The 14,621-nt window shown below is 75.8% G+C and carries 17 protein-coding genes; 11 read left to right on the top strand and 6 right to left on the bottom strand.

Annotated features, from left to right (window positions below):
- The first annotated feature begins 22 nt into the window (after positions 1–22).
- The 4 genes from AC3WT4_RS16415 (at position 23) to AC3WT4_RS16400 (ending at position 4,742) form a co-directional block, all read left to right on the top strand.
- Complete coding sequence (locus AC3WT4_RS16415; RefSeq protein WP_074807309.1) at positions 23–925, top strand: carbohydrate ABC transporter permease; 903 nt, start codon at positions 23–25, stop codon at positions 923–925.
- Positions 922–1,881: a carbohydrate ABC transporter permease gene (locus AC3WT4_RS16410; RefSeq protein ID WP_492315947.1), complete on the top strand. Its 960-nt coding sequence runs from the start codon at positions 922–924 to the stop codon at positions 1,879–1,881. Before AC3WT4_RS16415 ends, AC3WT4_RS16410 begins: the two co-directional genes overlap by 4 nt.
- 78 nt (positions 1,882–1,959) lie before the next feature.
- Positions 1,960–3,153, top strand: coding sequence for a zinc-dependent alcohol dehydrogenase (locus AC3WT4_RS16405; protein WP_074806868.1), 1,194 nt, complete (start codon positions 1,960–1,962; stop codon positions 3,151–3,153).
- Complete coding sequence (locus AC3WT4_RS16400; protein WP_492315946.1) at positions 3,144–4,742, top strand: phytoene desaturase family protein; 1,599 nt, start codon at positions 3,144–3,146, stop codon at positions 4,740–4,742. The genes AC3WT4_RS16405 and AC3WT4_RS16400 overlap by 10 nt, the downstream gene beginning before the upstream one ends.
- A gap of 31 nt (positions 4,743–4,773) precedes the next feature.
- Here AC3WT4_RS16400 and AC3WT4_RS16395 read toward each other — a convergent pair whose 3' ends face one another.
- Positions 4,774–5,211: an SRPBCC family protein gene (locus tag AC3WT4_RS16395; protein ID WP_108050590.1), complete on the bottom strand. Its 438-nt coding sequence runs from the start codon at positions 5,209–5,211 to the stop codon at positions 4,774–4,776.
- A gap of 139 nt (positions 5,212–5,350) precedes the next feature.
- Here AC3WT4_RS16395 and AC3WT4_RS16390 point away from each other — a divergent pair, with 139 nt between their 5' ends.
- A complete protein-coding gene (locus tag AC3WT4_RS16390) occupies positions 5,351–6,028 on the top strand; it encodes an ANTAR domain-containing protein (protein WP_492315945.1) in 678 nt (225 codons plus the stop codon).
- Between the two features lie 52 nt (positions 6,029–6,080).
- Here the strand turns inward: AC3WT4_RS16390 and AC3WT4_RS16385 are convergent, their stop codons facing one another.
- Positions 6,081–6,515 carry a DUF6098 family protein gene (locus tag AC3WT4_RS16385; protein ID WP_492315944.1) on the bottom strand — a complete coding sequence of 145 codons (435 nt, stop codon included), beginning with the start codon at positions 6,513–6,515 and terminating at the stop codon, positions 6,081–6,083.
- A gap of 225 nt (positions 6,516–6,740) precedes the next feature.
- On the opposite strand from AC3WT4_RS16385, the gene AC3WT4_RS16380 reads away from it, so the two are divergent.
- Positions 6,741–6,920, top strand: coding sequence for a hypothetical protein (locus AC3WT4_RS16380; RefSeq protein WP_257418556.1), 180 nt, complete (start codon positions 6,741–6,743; stop codon positions 6,918–6,920).
- Positions 6,921–7,025: 105 nt separating this feature from the next.
- Here AC3WT4_RS16380 and AC3WT4_RS16375 read toward each other — a convergent pair whose 3' ends face one another.
- Positions 7,026–7,907 carry a manganese catalase gene (locus AC3WT4_RS16375; protein WP_108050582.1) on the bottom strand — a complete coding sequence of 294 codons (882 nt, stop codon included), beginning with the start codon at positions 7,905–7,907 and terminating at the stop codon, positions 7,026–7,028.
- Positions 7,908–8,341: 434 nt separating this feature from the next.
- On the opposite strand from AC3WT4_RS16375, the gene AC3WT4_RS16370 reads away from it, so the two are divergent.
- Together AC3WT4_RS16370 and AC3WT4_RS16365 are read left to right on the top strand one after the other, a co-directional pair.
- A complete protein-coding gene (locus tag AC3WT4_RS16370) occupies positions 8,342–8,941 on the top strand; it encodes a DUF2231 domain-containing protein (RefSeq protein ID WP_492315943.1) in 600 nt (199 codons plus the stop codon).
- Positions 8,938–9,780: an SDR family NAD(P)-dependent oxidoreductase gene (locus AC3WT4_RS16365; RefSeq protein WP_492315942.1), complete on the top strand. Its 843-nt coding sequence runs from the start codon at positions 8,938–8,940 to the stop codon at positions 9,778–9,780. The genes AC3WT4_RS16370 and AC3WT4_RS16365 overlap by 4 nt, the downstream gene beginning before the upstream one ends.
- On the opposite strand, the gene AC3WT4_RS16360 is transcribed toward AC3WT4_RS16365, so the two are convergent.
- From AC3WT4_RS16360 to AC3WT4_RS16350, 3 genes are read right to left on the bottom strand one after another with little or no spacing between them, the layout of a single operon-like run.
- On the bottom strand, positions 9,714–10,031 hold the full coding sequence (locus AC3WT4_RS16360; protein WP_492315941.1) for a CDGSH iron-sulfur domain-containing protein: 318 nt from the start codon (positions 10,029–10,031) through the stop codon (positions 9,714–9,716). The two genes, AC3WT4_RS16365 and AC3WT4_RS16360, sit on opposite strands and share 67 nt — an antisense overlap.
- On the bottom strand, positions 10,028–11,032 hold the full coding sequence (locus AC3WT4_RS16355; protein WP_492315940.1) for a glycosyltransferase family 2 protein: 1,005 nt from the start codon (positions 11,030–11,032) through the stop codon (positions 10,028–10,030). Before AC3WT4_RS16355 ends, AC3WT4_RS16360 begins: the two co-directional genes overlap by 4 nt.
- The gene (locus AC3WT4_RS16350; protein WP_492315939.1) at positions 11,025–12,221 is read right to left on the bottom strand and encodes an iron-containing redox enzyme family protein; all 1,197 of its coding nucleotides are present in this window, start codon (positions 12,219–12,221) and stop codon (positions 11,025–11,027) included. Before AC3WT4_RS16350 ends, AC3WT4_RS16355 begins: the two co-directional genes overlap by 8 nt.
- Before the next feature lie 352 nt (positions 12,222–12,573).
- Between AC3WT4_RS16350 and AC3WT4_RS16345 the strand changes: the two genes are divergently transcribed.
- From AC3WT4_RS16345 to AC3WT4_RS16335, 3 genes are read left to right on the top strand one after another with little or no spacing between them, the layout of a single operon-like run.
- On the top strand, positions 12,574–13,470 hold the full coding sequence (locus AC3WT4_RS16345) for a hypothetical protein (protein WP_108051505.1): 897 nt from the start codon (positions 12,574–12,576) through the stop codon (positions 13,468–13,470).
- Positions 13,454–13,960: a phage holin family protein gene (locus tag AC3WT4_RS16340; RefSeq protein ID WP_492315938.1), complete on the top strand. Its 507-nt coding sequence runs from the start codon at positions 13,454–13,456 to the stop codon at positions 13,958–13,960. Before AC3WT4_RS16345 ends, AC3WT4_RS16340 begins: the two co-directional genes overlap by 17 nt.
- Positions 13,957–14,580: a DUF3618 domain-containing protein gene (locus AC3WT4_RS16335; RefSeq protein ID WP_074806908.1), complete on the top strand. Its 624-nt coding sequence runs from the start codon at positions 13,957–13,959 to the stop codon at positions 14,578–14,580. Before AC3WT4_RS16340 ends, AC3WT4_RS16335 begins: the two co-directional genes overlap by 4 nt.
- The last annotated feature ends 41 nt before the right edge of the window (positions 14,581–14,621 follow it).

The following is a 14,621-nucleotide window of genomic DNA, read 5'->3' as shown; positions in this document are numbered from 1 at the left end:
GCCGGGCGGGCGCCGCCCGCGCCTGAGCGCGTCCGCGCGGCGGGAGCGCAACGCGGCGCTGCGCTTCATCAGCCCGTGGATCGTCGGGTTCCTCGTGTTCACGGCCTGGCCGATCCTCTACAGCGCCTACCTGTCGCTCACGGACTACGACGTCATCAACGACCCGACGTTCGTGGGCCTCGACAACTACCGGGAGATGGCGCAGGACCCGAAGGTCGCGCTGTCGCTGTGGAACACGCTGGTCTACACGGTGGTCCAGGTGCCCCTCTACACGGTCGTGGCGCTCGCGCTCGCGCTGCTCCTCAACCAGGCGGGCCGGTCGGCCGGCTTCTTCCGCACCGCGTTCTTCATCCCGAAGATGACGCCGCCGGTCGCCGTCGGCGTGCTGCTCCTGCTGCTGTTCAACGGCCAGTACGGCGTCGTCAACCAGGTCCTGTCCTGGTTCGGCATCCAGGGCCCGTCGTGGACGACCGACCAGGCCTGGATCAAGCCCGGTCTGGTGCTCATCAGCCTCTGGACCGTCGGGTCGGCCGTGATCATCCTGCTCGCCGCGCTGCGCAACGTGCCGAACGACCTGTACGACGCCGCGCGCGTCGACGGGGCGGGGTTCTGGCGCCGGACGCGCGCCGTCACGGTGCCGATGATCAGCGGCGCGCTGTTCTTCGTCGTCGTCATCAACACGATCGCCGGGTTCCAGATGTTCACCGAGGCGTACTCGGCCTACTTCGGCGCCGGGAACTCCACCTACCGCAACGACGCCGCGCTGTTCTACGTGATCTACCTCTTCCAGGAGGGGTTCCAGGAGCTCCACATGGGGTACGCGTCGGCGCTCGCGTGGCTGCTGTTCGTCGTCATCATGCTCGTGACGCTCGTCCAGCTCGTCGTGTCCCGACGGCTCGTCTACTACGAGGGGGAGCAGCGATGACCACCGCACCCTCCTTCCCCCGCCCCGCCGTGAGCGGCCCGGGCGCCGCGCCGGACCCGGCGACGGGTGCGCCCGAGGCGCAGGGCACGCCGCCTCCCGCCCGGACCCGCGGCGCCGGGCGCGGACCACGCCGGCGGTGGCTGCGCGCCGTCGTGCTGGCTGCGCTCGTGCTCGCCACGGTCGCGTTCGTGTACCCGCTGCTGTGGCTGCTCTCCGCGTCGTTCAAGCCACGCGCCGAGGTGTTCGACAACCGGCTCGTGCCGCGCACGTTCACGCTCGACAACTACGTGACCGTGTGGCAAGAGGCGCCGCTCGCGCTGTGGCTCGGGAACACCGTCGTCGTCACCGTGCTCGCCGCGGGCCTCGTCACCGTGTCGAGCGCGCTCGTCGCGTGGGGCTTCGCGTTCTTCCGCTTCCGCGGCCGCGGCGCCCTGTTCGCGCTCGTGCTCGCGACCATGATGCTGCCCGGCGCGGTGACGATGATCCCCACGTTCCTCATCTGGAACCAGCTCGGGCTCGTGGGGACGAACGTGCCGCTGTGGGCGGGGAACCTCTTCGCGAGCGCGTTCTACGTGTTCCTGCTGCGGCAGTTCTTCCTCGGCCTGCCGCGCGAGCCGTTCGAGGCCGCGCGCCTCGACGGAGCGAACAACTGGCAGATGTTCTGGCGCATCGCGGTGCCGCTGTGCCGGCCCGCCCTCGTCCTGACGCTGCTCTTCGAGGCCCAGGCGGCGTGGACGGACCTCATGCGCCCGCTCATCTACCTGCAGGACTCCTCGACGTTCACGATCCCGCGCGGGCTCAAGGCGCTCATCGACCAGTTCGGTCCCGGCGGCGAGTCGCAGTGGGAGGTCGTCGTCACGGCCTCCGTCATCACGACCCTCCCGATGATCCTCCTCTTCTTCCTCGGCCAGCGGCACTTCGTCGAGGGGGTGGCGACGACCGGGAGCAAGGGCTGAGCCCGCGGTCTCCACCACGCACAGCACCACCCACCACGCACCACGCACACGCACCACCCACGGAAGGACGGCAGCACCATGCGAGCACTGACCTGGCAGGGACGCGAGAAGGTGAGCGTCGAGGACGTGCCCGACCCCCGGATCGAGCAGCCCACGGACGCGATCGTGCGCGTCACGTCGACCGCGATCTGCGGCTCCGACCTGCACCTGTACGGGGTGCTCGGGATGTTCCTCGACGCCGGCGACGTCCTGGGCCACGAGACCATGGGCGTCGTGGAGGAGGTCGGGCCCGAGGCGGGGAACCTCCGGGTCGGCGACCGCGTCGTCGTCCCGTTCAACATCGCGTGCGGGCACTGCTGGATGTGCGAGCGCGGCCTGCAGACCCAGTGCGAGACGACGCAGGTCCGGTCGCAGGACAAGGGCGCCGCGCTCTTCGGGTACACGAAGCTCTACGGCCAGGTGCCCGGCGGCCAGGCGCAGTACCTGCGCGTGCCGCAGGCCCAGTACGGGCCGGTCGTCGTGCCCGACGACGGCTCCCCGGACGAGCGGTACCTCTACCTGTCCGACGTCGTACCCACCGCGTGGCAGGCCGTCGAGTACGCCGACGTGCCGCCCGGCGGCACGGTCGCGGTGCTGGGGCTCGGCCCGATCGGCCAGATGTCCGCACGGATCGCGCTGCACCGCGGCGCGTCCCGCGTCGTCGGGATCGAGCGCGTCCCGGAGCGGCGGGCGATGGCCGAGCGCCACGGCGTCGAGACGCTCGACCCGTCGGCGGTCGACGACCTCGTCGGCGCGGTGCGCGACCTCACGTCCGGCCGCGGCGCGGACTCGGTCATCGACGCCGTCGGGATGGAGGCGCACGGCTCCCCCGTCGCCGAGGCCACCCAGAAGGTCGTCGGCGTCCTGCCCGACGTCCTCGCCGCGCCCCTCACGGAGCGCGCCGCGACCGACCGCCTCGCGGCCCTCTACACCGCGATCGACCTCGTCCGCCGCGGCGGCACGATCTCGATCTCCGGCGTCTACGGCGGGGCGAAGGACCCGCTGCCCATGATGCAGCTCTTCGACAAGCAGGTGACGCTGCGCATGGGGCAGGCGAACGTGCGGCGCTGGACCGACGACGTCCTCCCCCTCGCCGCCGACGTCTCCGACCCGCTCGGCGTGCTGGACCTGCGCACGCACCGGCTGCCGCTCGAGTCGGCCCCGGACGCGTACCGCACGTTCCAGCGCAAGGAGGACGGCTGCATCAAGGTCGTGCTCGACCCGTGGGCCTGACCACCGTCGACGCGGTCGTGGTCGGCGCGGGGCCCAACGGCCTCGTCGCCGCGAACGCGCTCGCCGACGCGGGGTGGGACGTGCTCGTGCTCGAGGCGCAGGAGACGTACGGCGGCGCGGTCCGCTCCGCCGAGGTCGCGGCACCGGGGTACGAGACGGACCTCTTCAGCGCGTTCTACCCGCTCGCGGCGGGGTCGCCGGTGATCCGGGGCCTGCACCTGGAGGAGCACGGGCTCACGTGGTCCCGCGCCCCGGACGTCCTCGCGCACGCGCTGGACGGCGGCGGTGCCGCCGTCCTGCGCGCCCGTGCCGAGGACACCGCCGCCGGGCTCGAGGAGGTCGCGCCCGGCGACGGGGACGCGTGGCTCGAGCTCGTGGCCGGGTGGGACCGCGTGCGCGACCCGCTCCTCGACGCGCTGTTCAGCCCGCTCCCGGCGGCCGGGCCGGTGCTGCGCGTGCTGCGCCGGCTCGGCGCGGCGGGCACGCTCGACCTCGCGCGGCTCGCCGTCCTGCCCGTGCGCCGCCTCGCCGACGAGACGTTCCGCGGCGAGGGCGGCGGCCTGCTGCTCACGGGCAACGCGATGCACGCCGACGTCCCGCCCGACGCCGCGGGCAGCGGCGTGTTCGGCTGGCTCCTCGCCATGCTCGGCCAGGACGTCGGCTTCCCGGTCCCCACCGGCGGGGCCGGCCGGCTCCCCGACGCGCTCGTCTCCCGGCTCCGCGCCCGCGGCGGCGACGTCGTCACGGGAGCGCGGGTCGAGCGGGTGCACGTGGTGCGCGGCCGCGCGGTCGGCGTGAGCACGGCCGACGGGAGGCACGTGCGCGCCCGCCACGCCGTGCTCGCCGACGTCAGCGCGCCCGCGCTCTACCTCGACCTCGTCGGTGCCGACCGGCTCCCGGCGCGGCTCGTGCGCGACCTCGGCCGGTTCCAGTGGGACCACCCGACCGTGAAGGTGAGCTGGGCGCTCGACCGGCCCGTCCCGTGGACCGCGCCCGGGGCGCGCGGTGCAGGCACGGTGCACCTCGGCGTCGACCGGGCGGGGTTCGTCGACGTCGCGGCCTCGCTCTCGCGCGGCCACGTCCCCGAGCGGCCCTTCCTCGTCCTCGGGCAGATGACGACGTCGGACCCTACGCGGTCGCCCGCGGGCACCGAGTCGGCGTGGGCGTACACGCACGTGCCGCACGGCGTGCCGTGGACGCACGAGCGCGTCGCGGACGAGGTGCGTCGCATGGAGGACGCGGTCGAGCGCGTCGCGCCCGGCTTCGCCGACTCCGTCGTGGGCCGGTTCGTGCAGACCCCGGCCGACCTGGAGGCGGCCGACGCGAACCTCGCGGGCGGGGCGATCAACGGCGGCACGTCCGCCGTGCACCAGGAGCTGTTCCTGCGCCCGACGCCCGGCCTCGGCCGCCCCGAGACCCCCGTCGCGTCGCTCTACCTCGCGAGCGCGTCCGCCCACCCCGGCGGCGGCGTCCACGGGGCGTGCGGGTGGAACGCGGCGCGCGCCGCGCTCGCCGCCGCCGGTCCGCGCGGGTCGCTGCGCCGCGCGCTCGTGCGCACCGCGTGGGCACGGCTGCTGCGCGACCCCTGACCCGGCGGGCCGCCGGCACGATCCGCGAGCGCTACGGGCTCCGGCGCTCCGCGAGGTACGCGAGCCGCCGCAGGGCCTCGACGTTCCGCGGGCCGATCACCGCGCTCCGGAGCGGCCGGGGCACGAGCGTGCCCGGACCCTTCTCGGCGTCCTCGGTGATGCGCACGGTGCAGCCCTGCTCCGTCGGGCGCACCTCGATCCGCACGCGCGCCTCGCCCGCGGGCCAGCCGCGCGCCTGGAGGTCGATCCCCCGGTCCGGGTGCCAGGCGCGCACGACCGTCTCGTCGTCGAGCAGCGCGGGCCACAGCCCGACCGAGTGCAGGATCCTCGACCCCGGCGCGGGCCAGGAGTCGTCGACGGCGCGGATCCGCGCCGTCCCGACGACCCACGTCGAGTAAGACCAGCCGTCCGCGAGGACGCCGAGCACCGCGTCGGAGGGGCATCGCACGGCTCGAGTGACGGTCACCATGAGGCGACGCTAGTCGCGCGTCCCGCACTGGCAACCGCTCGCGCCCACCGCGACTCCGCGCGAGGGCGAGGCACCCCCCGTAGCGTGAGGGACCTGCCCACGACACCGTGGGCGGCCACGTCCAGGAAGGGAGGGCGCGATGGGCATCGCCGGCTTTCCGCAGGAGTTCGCGGACCGGGCCGCGACGATCCTCGGCCACGGCCTCGAGGTCAGCGTGACGATGCGCCAGGCCGGGGTGAGCGTGCGCGCGGGCAGCAGCACGGAGGCCGCCGCGCGCTGCGACCAGGCCGAGGCGCTCGACGACCGCGGCCCGTGCATCGACGCGATGGACCACGGAGGACGTCGCGTCGTCACGTCCGTGACGGACGCCCCCGGGTGGGAGCGCTGGTCGCGCCAGTGCGTCGAGGAGGGCTTCGTCACGGCGGCTGCCGTCCCCGCCGCCGTCACGGCCGACGTCGCCGTCGCGCTCAACCTGTACTCGCGCGCGCCCGACCCGTGGACGCCGGAGCTCCTGACGGCGGCCGACGCGTTCGCGCAGCTCGTCGCGTCGGCGGTCGGCCTCCGCCTCGAGCTCGCGGCGCTCGAGGACTCGACCGCGGGCTTCTACCGGGACATGCCCGACGCCGTGGCGACCGAGCGCGCCGTCGGGGCGATCATGCAGACGAACCGGTGCTCCGCCGACGAGGCCCGCCGCATCATCGACTCGGCGTCCCGGCACCGGAACGTGAGCCCGCGCGAGGTCGCCGAGTCCCTCCTGCGCGCGCTCGTCGTGGAGGACGCGCCGGACCCCGCCGACGACGACCCGGGCCTCCCGTGAGCGCCCCGCACGACGCTGCCCCGGCAGGTCCCGGCCGCGCGCAGGCGGCTCCTCACGTCCCGTCGTCGCCCGGGTCGAACGCCTCGCGGTAGAGCCGGCCCGCCTCCTCGACGACCCGCGGGTCGAGGGACGCGGCCGGCACGACGTCCACCAGGAGCGGCTCGCTGTCCGGGCCCCGCCCCGCGACCTCGCCCGTGAGGAGCCACGGGAAGCGCTCCGGCGTCATGAGGTGCGCGTACTGGCAGAGCTGGCGTGCGACCCAGTGCTCCACCGGCCGGGCCCACCACGGCTCGGGCGTCAGCGGGTTGACGCTGAGGCCGGGCAGCAGGCACCCGCTCTCGTGGTCGCGGCTCACGCTCTCGGCGTCCCGCTCCGGACCGCCGCTGAACCGCACGTAGAGAGGGCGCACCACCTCGACGAGCCCGGCGACCTCCGCGAGGCTCCGCAGGCGGGGCAGCGTGTCGATCGTGCGGGGCGCGTCGGGCATCGGGACCTCCTGGACATGCGTCGCTGCGTGCCGCCGGGGCCCCTTCTCGACTCTCCGTGACGGACGGGACGTGCCGGACCACGACCGCCGTCCCCAGGCTACGAGCGGGTCGGCGGCCAGGCATCCCCAGGCCTGCGAGCGCCGGGAGGTCGTGCGACGGTGGCAGGACGCGCCGCCCGTGCGGGGCGCGGGACCACCACGAAGAGCGCGACCCAGGAGGCCGACATGAGCGAGAACGACGAGCGCGGCTACGACCCCGCCGACGACCCGGACGCCGACCCCCGGTCGCTCAACCCCCGCGAGGGGCGGCAGGCGAGCGGGTCGGGGTCCGAGGACACCGACCCCGACGCCGAGCCGGGGAACGTCAACCCGCGCACCGGCGGCCAGGCGTCCGGCGACGCCTGACGCGTGGCAGCACGAGGGCCCGGGTGCGATGCACCCGGGCCCTCGCCGCGCGGTCTACGCGGCCGCGCTCGTGACGAGCCCGTCCTCGCGAGGGGCCGTCTCCTCTCAGTCCTTGTGCAGGGCGTCCTTGACGGCGCCCTTCGCCTTCTCGAGCGTCGACGGCTTCCCGGTCGTGCCGTGGAAGCGCTCGTCGGGGGTCGTGGGCGGCGGCATCGGGACGCCCGCGGGCGGCTCGGCCACGTAGGTGAACTCGCCCTTGCCGTCGGGGGTCGGGCCGCTCGCCCAGCGCCCCTCGGACGCGTGCTCGCCGTCGGAGAAGTTGATGTACTGGTAGGACACGTCGCGGTCCTCCTTCGACAGCGGGAACGTGCTGGGCACCGGGAGCTCCTCGACGCCCTCGTCGCGCAGCTCCTGCGCCGCCGCGAGCCACTGGTTCTGGTGCATCGTGTCGCGCGCGAGCAGGAAGGCGAGCAGGTCCTTGACGCCGGCGTCGTCGGTCATGTGGTAGAGCCGCGCGACCTGCACGCGGCCCTGCATCTCGGCGTTCGCGTTGGCCGTGAAGTCGGCGAGCAGGTTGCCGCTCGCGGTCACGTACCCGGCCGACCAGGGGTTGCCGTTCGAGTCGACGGGCCGTGCACCGGCCCCCGCGACGATCGCGTGCTGCGGGTCGGTGCCGCCGATGATCGCCGCCACGGTCGGGTCGTCCTGGACGGCTCCCTCGACGGCGCCGACGGGCGCCTTCTCGAGGAGCTGCGCGATCATCGTCGCGAGCATCTCGACGTGCCCGAACTCCTCGGCACCGATGCCGTAGAGGAGGTCGCGGTACTTGCCGGGGAGGTGGGCGTTCCAGGACTGGAAGCCGTACTGCATGGCCACGGTGATCTCGCCGTACTGCCCGCCCAGCACCTCCTGGAGCTTGCGGGCGTAGACGGCGTCCGGGCGGTCCGGCGTGGCCTGGTGCTGGAGCTCTTGACGGTGGAAGAACATGCTCTCTCCCTCGGGAGGTCGCCTCCCCGCACCAGCGTGCGCGGGAGGACCACGGCACGCGCCCCCTTCTCGACGCGTCGAGCGTCCCTCCACCCTGTGGCCGTCCGTACCCGGTCGCATCTGGGGCCGGGCGAGACGGACGCCTGACCGCGTCGGTCCCGGCGCGGCGCCTGACGGGTCGCGGGCCGCGACACGCCGGAACTTCACCCCCCACGGGGGACGCCGCCGCGGGAGCCGAGCCCCTAGCGTGGTGCCCGTCGCGGGGCGGCCGGTGAAGAAGACCGCCGCACGCCTGCCCCGCGACGAACCGCCCTCGTCCGGGCCCGCCGGGACGAGGGCGACGTGCGTCCGGGCCCACGCGCGCGAGCGCACGCGATCATGCCTACGGTCGACGCAGCTTCGAGAAGGGGAGCTCGACGACCTGAGGAGCCACCATGCCCGACGCCCCCGGCACCGCCGTCCACGACGACGACACCCCCGTCCTCCTGCGTCTCGCCCGACGGCTCGAGGACTCACCCGCCCTCGACGGGCTCTCGGGCACCGTCCGCGGGGTCGCGCTCGCGCTCGTCCCCTCCCACGGGCGGCTGCGCGAGGAGCTGCACGGCCGCTCGCTCGGCCACGCACTGCACGCGACGCTCACCGACGTGCCCGTCGGCCTCTGGACGAGCGCCGCCGTGCTCGACCTCGTCGGGGGCGAGCGCAGCGCGCCCGCGGCGCAGCGCCTCATCGGGCTCGGCGTCCTCGCGGTCGCGCCGACCGCGCTCACGGGACTCGCCGACTACCTCGACGTCGACCGCCGTGCGCGCCGCGTCGGCGCGGTCCACGCCGCCCTCAACTCGGGCGTCTCGCTGCTCTACGGGGCGTCGTGGCTGCTGCGCCGCGGGGGCCGACGCCGGTCGGGCGTCGCCGTGTCGTTCGCCGCCTACGGGCTCGCCGGCGCGAGCGCGTTCCTCGGTGGCCACCTGGCCCAGGCGCTGCGCGAGCCGCCCGCCGAGGTCGCGCTCGGCGACGACGACGTCCCGGACCTCCCGTGACGTCGCGGCCCCCGGCGGTCGTGCGGGACCGCGCGAACGCGCTCGTGACGGGTGCGACGAGCGGCATCGGGCGCGCGGTCGCGCACGAGCTCGCCCGCCGCGGGCACGACGTCCTGGTCGTCGCCGACCGCGACGTCGACGCGACCGTCGGCGAGCTGGCCGCGCACGGCGGGGCGCACGAGGGCCTCACGGTCGACCTCACGACGCCGCGCGGCGTCGAGGCCACCGCCCGACGCGCGCGCGAGCTCGGCGTCTCGACCGTCGTCCTCAACGCGGGCGTCGGGGTGCACGGCGCGTACGCGCGCACCCCGCTCGAGGCGCAGCTGCGTCTCGTCGACCTCAACGTGCGCTCCGTCGCCCACCTGACGCACCTGCTCCTGCCCGACCTCCTCGCCGAGGGGCACGGCCGGCTGCTGGTCACGGCGTCCGTCGCGGGCGAGATGCCGGCGCCGCACTTCGCGACCTACGCGGCGTCGAAGGCGTTCCTCCGGTCGTTCGCGTGGTCGCTGCGCGGCGAGCTCGCGGGCACGGGCGTGACGGTCACCGCCCTCCTGCCGGGCCCCACCCGGACCCCGTTCTTCCGGGAGGCCGGCATGGAGCGCACGCACGTGGGGCGTCTGCCGAAGCCGAGCGCCGCCGCCGTGGCGCGGCAGGCCGTCGACGCGCTCGTCCACGGCCGGCCGGAGGTCGTCCACGGAGTCCAGGGCAAGGCCATGCTGGCGGTCGCCCGCGTCCTGCCGCAGCCGGCGCGGGCCGCGTTCCACGGCTGGTTCTACGCGCCCGTCCCGCCCTCGCTGGCCGTGCCACGGCCCGTGTCGTCGGGCTCGCCGCTGCGGTAGCCGTTCACCTTGTGCGTCCCGTCGCACCACGGCGGGATCGCCGTGCCGCCGCAGCGGCACAGGGCGACGGTCGCGCGGTGCCGCTCGATCTCGCGGCCCTGCTGGTCGACGAGGCGCGCGGGACCGCGCACGAGGAGCGGCCCGTCCGGGCACGCCGTGACGGTGACCTCCTCCACCCGCGACTCCACCCGCGACTCCACCCGCGACACCGCCCGGGAGTCCTCGCGCGACGCACCCCCGGCGCCCGTCATGCGGCCACCGCCTGCGCCGTCGCGCCACGCAGCGCGGCCGTCGAGTGCGCGGCGCGGCGGATCCGCGTGCCGGCGTACGGCACGCCGCCGCGGGCGCGCCAGGCGACCGCGACCCACACGCACACGGCCCGCTCGACCAGCCACGCGGGAGCCCAGAGCGCCGACGACGCGGGCCACGCCGCGGTGCCCCCCGCGCGGCGTCGTCCCGCCTCGGCCAGCAGGATCGCGCTCGCGAGCACCGCGGTCAGCGCGCCCAGCCAGGCCGCGCGCGCCGTGCCCCGGCGCCGCACCACCCCCACGACGCACGCGCCGAGGAGCGGGGCGAGCGCGAGCTCTGCCGTGAGCCGCGCGGGCTGCGCGAACGAGTCGTAGGCCTGGCGCACGCGCTGCTCGACGAACTTCCGCGTCGTCGGCGGGCGGCGGACGACGAACAGGTCGGGCCGGTACACGACCGTCATCCCGTGGGCGCGCAGCGTGCGCTCGAGCTCGAGGTTCTCGAACAGCACGCGGGCGTCGTACCCGTCGGGGCCGAGCGCGTCGCGCCGCAGCACCACCGTGCCGCCCCAGTCGTGGCCGAGCGCGCGGTTGACGAGCGAGCGCGCGGTGTCCCAGCGCGCGTGCCACGGCAGCGGGTCGAACACGTTCTGCGGCACGACGGCGTCGGCGTCGGCGAGCGCCGCGAGCGCCCGGTCGAGCGTCGCGGCGTCCCAGCGCACGTCGTCGTCCGCGACGACGACGCGCGGCGCGGTCGTCGCGGCCAGGGCGGTGAGCACGCCGACGACCTTCCCGTTGCAGCCCGTGGGCGGCGGGCCGACCTCGACGGTCCGCGCCGACCCGCCCCACGCGGCGGCGTGGAGCGCGCGGACGGGACCGGGCGACCCGTCCGCCACGACGACCTCGACGTGGCGCGAGAGGTCGCGCAGGTAGGCGGACAGGTCCGCCGTCGCCGCCTCGTCGGGCTGCTCGCGGCGCAGCGGCAGCACGTAGGTCACGTCAGCCACGCGGCGCGTCGCCCTCCTGCGCCGGGTCCGTGCCCGGCTGCGGCTCGACGGCGGGCGCGAGCGGCACGCGCAGGGCCGAGACGCCCTGCTGCCAGCGCTCGAGCGCGTGGGCGGCCACGTCGCCCTCCACGGCCAGGCACGCGGCCGCGCCGAGCAGGACGTCGTCCCGCAGCGCCGGCTCCTGCTCGACGAGGCGGCCCGCGAGGTCGCGCGCGGCGATCTGCTCGTGCACCGCGTCGGCCTCGACGTGCTCGTCGAAGTACCAGGTGGTGTCCGCGTCGTGCCCGAGGCGGCGGAAGCCGTTGCCGTACAGGCGGCTCGGCACCGACGACGTCATCTCGAAAGCGGCGAGGTGGCCGACGATCGCGCCGCGCAGGCGCCGGTGCAGGCCGAACAGCGACATCGTGTTCAGGGCCGCGAGCACGACCGCGGGCACGGCGTCGACGTAGCGGCCGTACGTGTCGTCGAGCCCGACGCCGCGCATCGCCTGCGCGAACAGCTCGGCGTGCATGCGGCCGGGTCGACCGCCGCCGTACTCGTCCGCCTGGATCTCCACGAGCGCCGCCTTGGGCACGCCCGCGAGCCGCGGGACGGCCCACGTGTGCGGGTCCGCCTCCTTGAGCTGGTAGAGGGACTTCAGCGCGAGGAGCTCGCGCGCCTGCCCGGCGTCGGCGCGCTTCGCGACGTACCGCGACAGGCTCGGGCCGTCGTCGGCCGCCGCGAGCTCGAACAGCCGTCGCGCGACGCCGGCCGCATCGGTCGCGTCGCACGCCGGCTGGCCGGCGCGCTCGCGCACCGCGACCTCGAACGGGGCCTCGATCCGCGCGCGCACCGCGAGCAGCGCCGGGTCCCACTCCCAGTCGTCGTCGACGCCCTCGATCCCCCGGTAGTGGAGCTCGTAGAGAAGGGTGAGCGTGAGCTGGACGTCCTCGTCGCGCAGGATCTCCCCGGCCGCCGCGTCGAGCGCCGGCCCGACGGCGTCCTCGACCGGGCGCAGGCGGTCCGTCGCGCCCGGGGAGGGCGGCTCGACGAGCGCGGCGAGCAGCGCGGCGCTCAGCGGACCCCGCGGACGGGGCTGCGGCAGCCGGCCGGTCCCCGGCGCCGAGGAGGCACCGGGCACGGGCCCGTCCGACGGACCGGTCGCGGTCGCCGACCCGGTGGTGGGGACGGGGAGGGCGGTGGAGGGCATCACGGGCTCCTGACGCTCGCACGGACGGCGCCCCTGCTCGACGCCACCGCCATGCTCCCCAGGGACCGCCCGACTCGCGAGCCGAACCGGCTCGCGAGCGGGCGGCCGACGGTGCATCAGCCCTGCTGGGAGCCCTGCGGGGACGTCGCGACGGTGCGTGACGCCTCGGCTGCGCGAGAGGGCCGCTCGCAACCTGCGGGCGACCACCCGCTCCAGTTGTGTGCGCGCGGTCCGCGCCTAGCGTGGGAGGTGGTCCAGGAGGTGGCCGTACCGGCGGAGCGAGAGCCCGGCACGGCTACCGCTCCGTCGCCAGTCACGCCGCACGAGCGGCGACGACGACGGGAGTCCGACCATGAGCGAGACGAACGTGCCGTACGGCTCGGGGCCCGGTTCGCCGGGTGTCGGGACGACGCAGGACACCGGGGACAGCGGCGGCGCCGCGGCCGGGGTGAAGCAGCGCGCGAGCGAGGCCGCGTCCCACGCCGGCGACGCCGGCCGGGAGGTCGCGCAGGACGCGAAGGAGAAGGCGCGCGACGTCGCGCACGAGGCCACGGACCGCGCGCGCGGCCTGGTCGACCAGACGAAGACGGAGCTCAGCGACCAGGCGCGCACGCAGCAGGAGCGCCTCGCAGGCGGGCTGCGGTCCCTCGGTGACGAGCTCCGCCAGATGGCGGACGGCACCGAGGACCCGGGCTACGCGACCGACCTGGTGCGGCGAGCCGGGGACGCCACCGGGCAGGTGGCGCAGTGGTTCGAGGACCGTGAGCCCGCGTCGGTGCTGCACGAGGTCGAGAGCTTCGCCCGGCGCCGTCCGGGCACGTTCCTCCTCCTCGCCGCCGGAGCCGGCCTGCTGGTCGGACGGCTCGTGCGCGGCATGAAGGACGCGCCGGACACCGGCTCCGACCGCGCGCAGGACGGCGGCACCGGGTCGACGTCCGGGTCGGCGACGTCCGCGACGCGCGGCGCGCACGCCGCACCGCTCGGCACGACCACGGGCTCGACCGGCGCGACGACCACCGGCACGACCGGGACCACCGGCGTGCCGGGCACGACCGGCGGCGCGGGCACGACCGGCGCGCCCGACATCGGCACGGCGGGCGCGTACCCGGGCCTCGCGAACGACCGCCTGGCGCACGACCCCGACGTCCCGACGTCGGCCGAGGGCGCTCCCCCGGCGCCGTCGTACCCGCCCACGACGCCCGGCTCGGGCGCCCGGCCGGGAGGTGGCCCCGATGTCGTACACCCCTGACCCGTTCGCCGCGGCGGGCACCGGGCGGCACACGACGGGCAGCGGCCCCGACCCGGGCCTCGCGGCCACGCCGCAGCCCGTGCCGACGTCCGCGGACCAGCAGGCCGAGCAGCAGAGCATCGGCGAGCTCGTCGCCGAGGTGAGCCGCGACCTGTCGACGCTCATGCGCCAGGAGGTCGAGCTCGCCAAGGCGGAGGCCAAGCAGTCGGCGCAGCGCGCCGGGAAGGGCGCCGGGATGCTCGCCGGCGCCGGGGTGGCGGGCCACATGGTCCTGCTGTTCCTCTCCGTGGCGCTGTGGTGGGCGCTCGGCGCCGTCATAGGGCGCGGCTGGTCGGCCGTCGTCGTCGCGGTGCTGTGGGCGATCGTCGCCGCGGTGCTCGCGGCGCGCGGTCGCAAGGAGCTGCGCACGGTCGAGGGCATGCCCGAGACCACGGACACCCTCAAGAAGATCCCGAACGCCGTCCGAGGACACGAGGAGAAGAACTCATGAGCACCAGCGATCCGGAGGAGATCCGGGCGGACATCGAGCGCACGCGGACCGAGCTGAGCCGCGACGTCGACGCCCTCGGGGAGAAGGTCAAGCCCGGCAACGTGGCGCGCCGCCAGGTGGACCGCGTGCGGTCGGGCGTGACGAGCGTCAAGGACCGCGTCATGGGCAGCGCGCACGACACGGTCGGCTCGGCCCGGGACACGTCGCACGGCGTCGCCGACCGCGGGCGCGAGGCGGCCTCGTCGGTCGCCGACTCGGCGCGCAGCACGGCGTCCTCGGTCGCCGACACCGTGGGCTCCGCCCCGCGGGCGGTGCGCGAGCAGACGCAGGGCAACCCGCTCGCCGTCGGCCTCGTGGCCTTCGGCGTGGGGCTCGTCGTCGCCTCCCTCCTCCCGTCGAGCCGCGCCGAGCAGCGCGCCGCCGTCGGGGTCAAGGAGAAGGCGGCTCCCCTCGTCGAGGACGTGAAGTCCACGGCGCAGGAGGTCGTGCAGGACCTCAAGGAGCCCGCGAAGGAGGGCGCCGAGGCCGTCCGCGACGCCGCGAAGGACGCCGCGCAGTCCGTGGGGCAGCACGGCAAGGAGGCCGCGGCGGACGTCCGCGACCAGGTCAAGGAGGGCTGACAGCCCGCACGACGGCGGCCCGGGTGACGCGTGCGTCACCC

Source organism: Cellulosimicrobium sp. EB106-03-01-XG111 (genome assembly GCF_058792115.1).
This window is presented reverse-complemented; position numbering and strand designations above follow the sequence as displayed.

What these genes read in the sequence shown, in the direction of transcription:
- AC3WT4_RS16345 (WP_108051505.1), top strand. Translation starts at nt 12,574, where the DNA reads ATGAGCGAGACGAACGTGCCGTACGGCTCGGGGCCCGGTTCGCCGGGT.
- AC3WT4_RS16390 (WP_492315945.1), top strand. Translation starts at nt 5,351, where the DNA reads ATGGGCATCGCCGGCTTTCCGCAGGAGTTCGCGGACCGGGCCGCGACG.
- AC3WT4_RS16405 (WP_074806868.1), top strand. Translation starts at nt 1,960, where the DNA reads ATGCGAGCACTGACCTGGCAGGGACGCGAGAAGGTGAGCGTCGAGGAC.
- AC3WT4_RS16360 (WP_492315941.1), bottom strand. Translation starts at nt 10,031, where the DNA reads ATGACGGGCGCCGGGGGTGCGTCGCGCGAGGACTCCCGGGCGGTGTCG.
- AC3WT4_RS16410 (WP_492315947.1), top strand. Translation starts at nt 922, where the DNA reads ATGACCACCGCACCCTCCTTCCCCCGCCCCGCCGTGAGCGGCCCGGGC.
- AC3WT4_RS16380 (WP_257418556.1), top strand. Translation starts at nt 6,741, where the DNA reads ATGAGCGAGAACGACGAGCGCGGCTACGACCCCGCCGACGACCCGGAC.
- AC3WT4_RS16375 (WP_108050582.1), bottom strand. Translation starts at nt 7,907, where the DNA reads ATGTTCTTCCACCGTCAAGAGCTCCAGCACCAGGCCACGCCGGACCGC.
- AC3WT4_RS16385 (WP_492315944.1), bottom strand. Translation starts at nt 6,515, where the DNA reads ATGCCCGACGCGCCCCGCACGATCGACACGCTGCCCCGCCTGCGGAGC.
- AC3WT4_RS16350 (WP_492315939.1), bottom strand. Translation starts at nt 12,221, where the DNA reads ATGCCCTCCACCGCCCTCCCCGTCCCCACCACCGGGTCGGCGACCGCG.
- AC3WT4_RS16395 (WP_108050590.1), bottom strand. Translation starts at nt 5,211, where the DNA reads ATGGTGACCGTCACTCGAGCCGTGCGATGCCCCTCCGACGCGGTGCTC.
- AC3WT4_RS16335 (WP_074806908.1), top strand. Translation starts at nt 13,957, where the DNA reads ATGAGCACCAGCGATCCGGAGGAGATCCGGGCGGACATCGAGCGCACG.
- AC3WT4_RS16370 (WP_492315943.1), top strand. Translation starts at nt 8,342, where the DNA reads ATGCCCGACGCCCCCGGCACCGCCGTCCACGACGACGACACCCCCGTC.
- AC3WT4_RS16340 (WP_492315938.1), top strand. Translation starts at nt 13,454, where the DNA reads ATGTCGTACACCCCTGACCCGTTCGCCGCGGCGGGCACCGGGCGGCAC.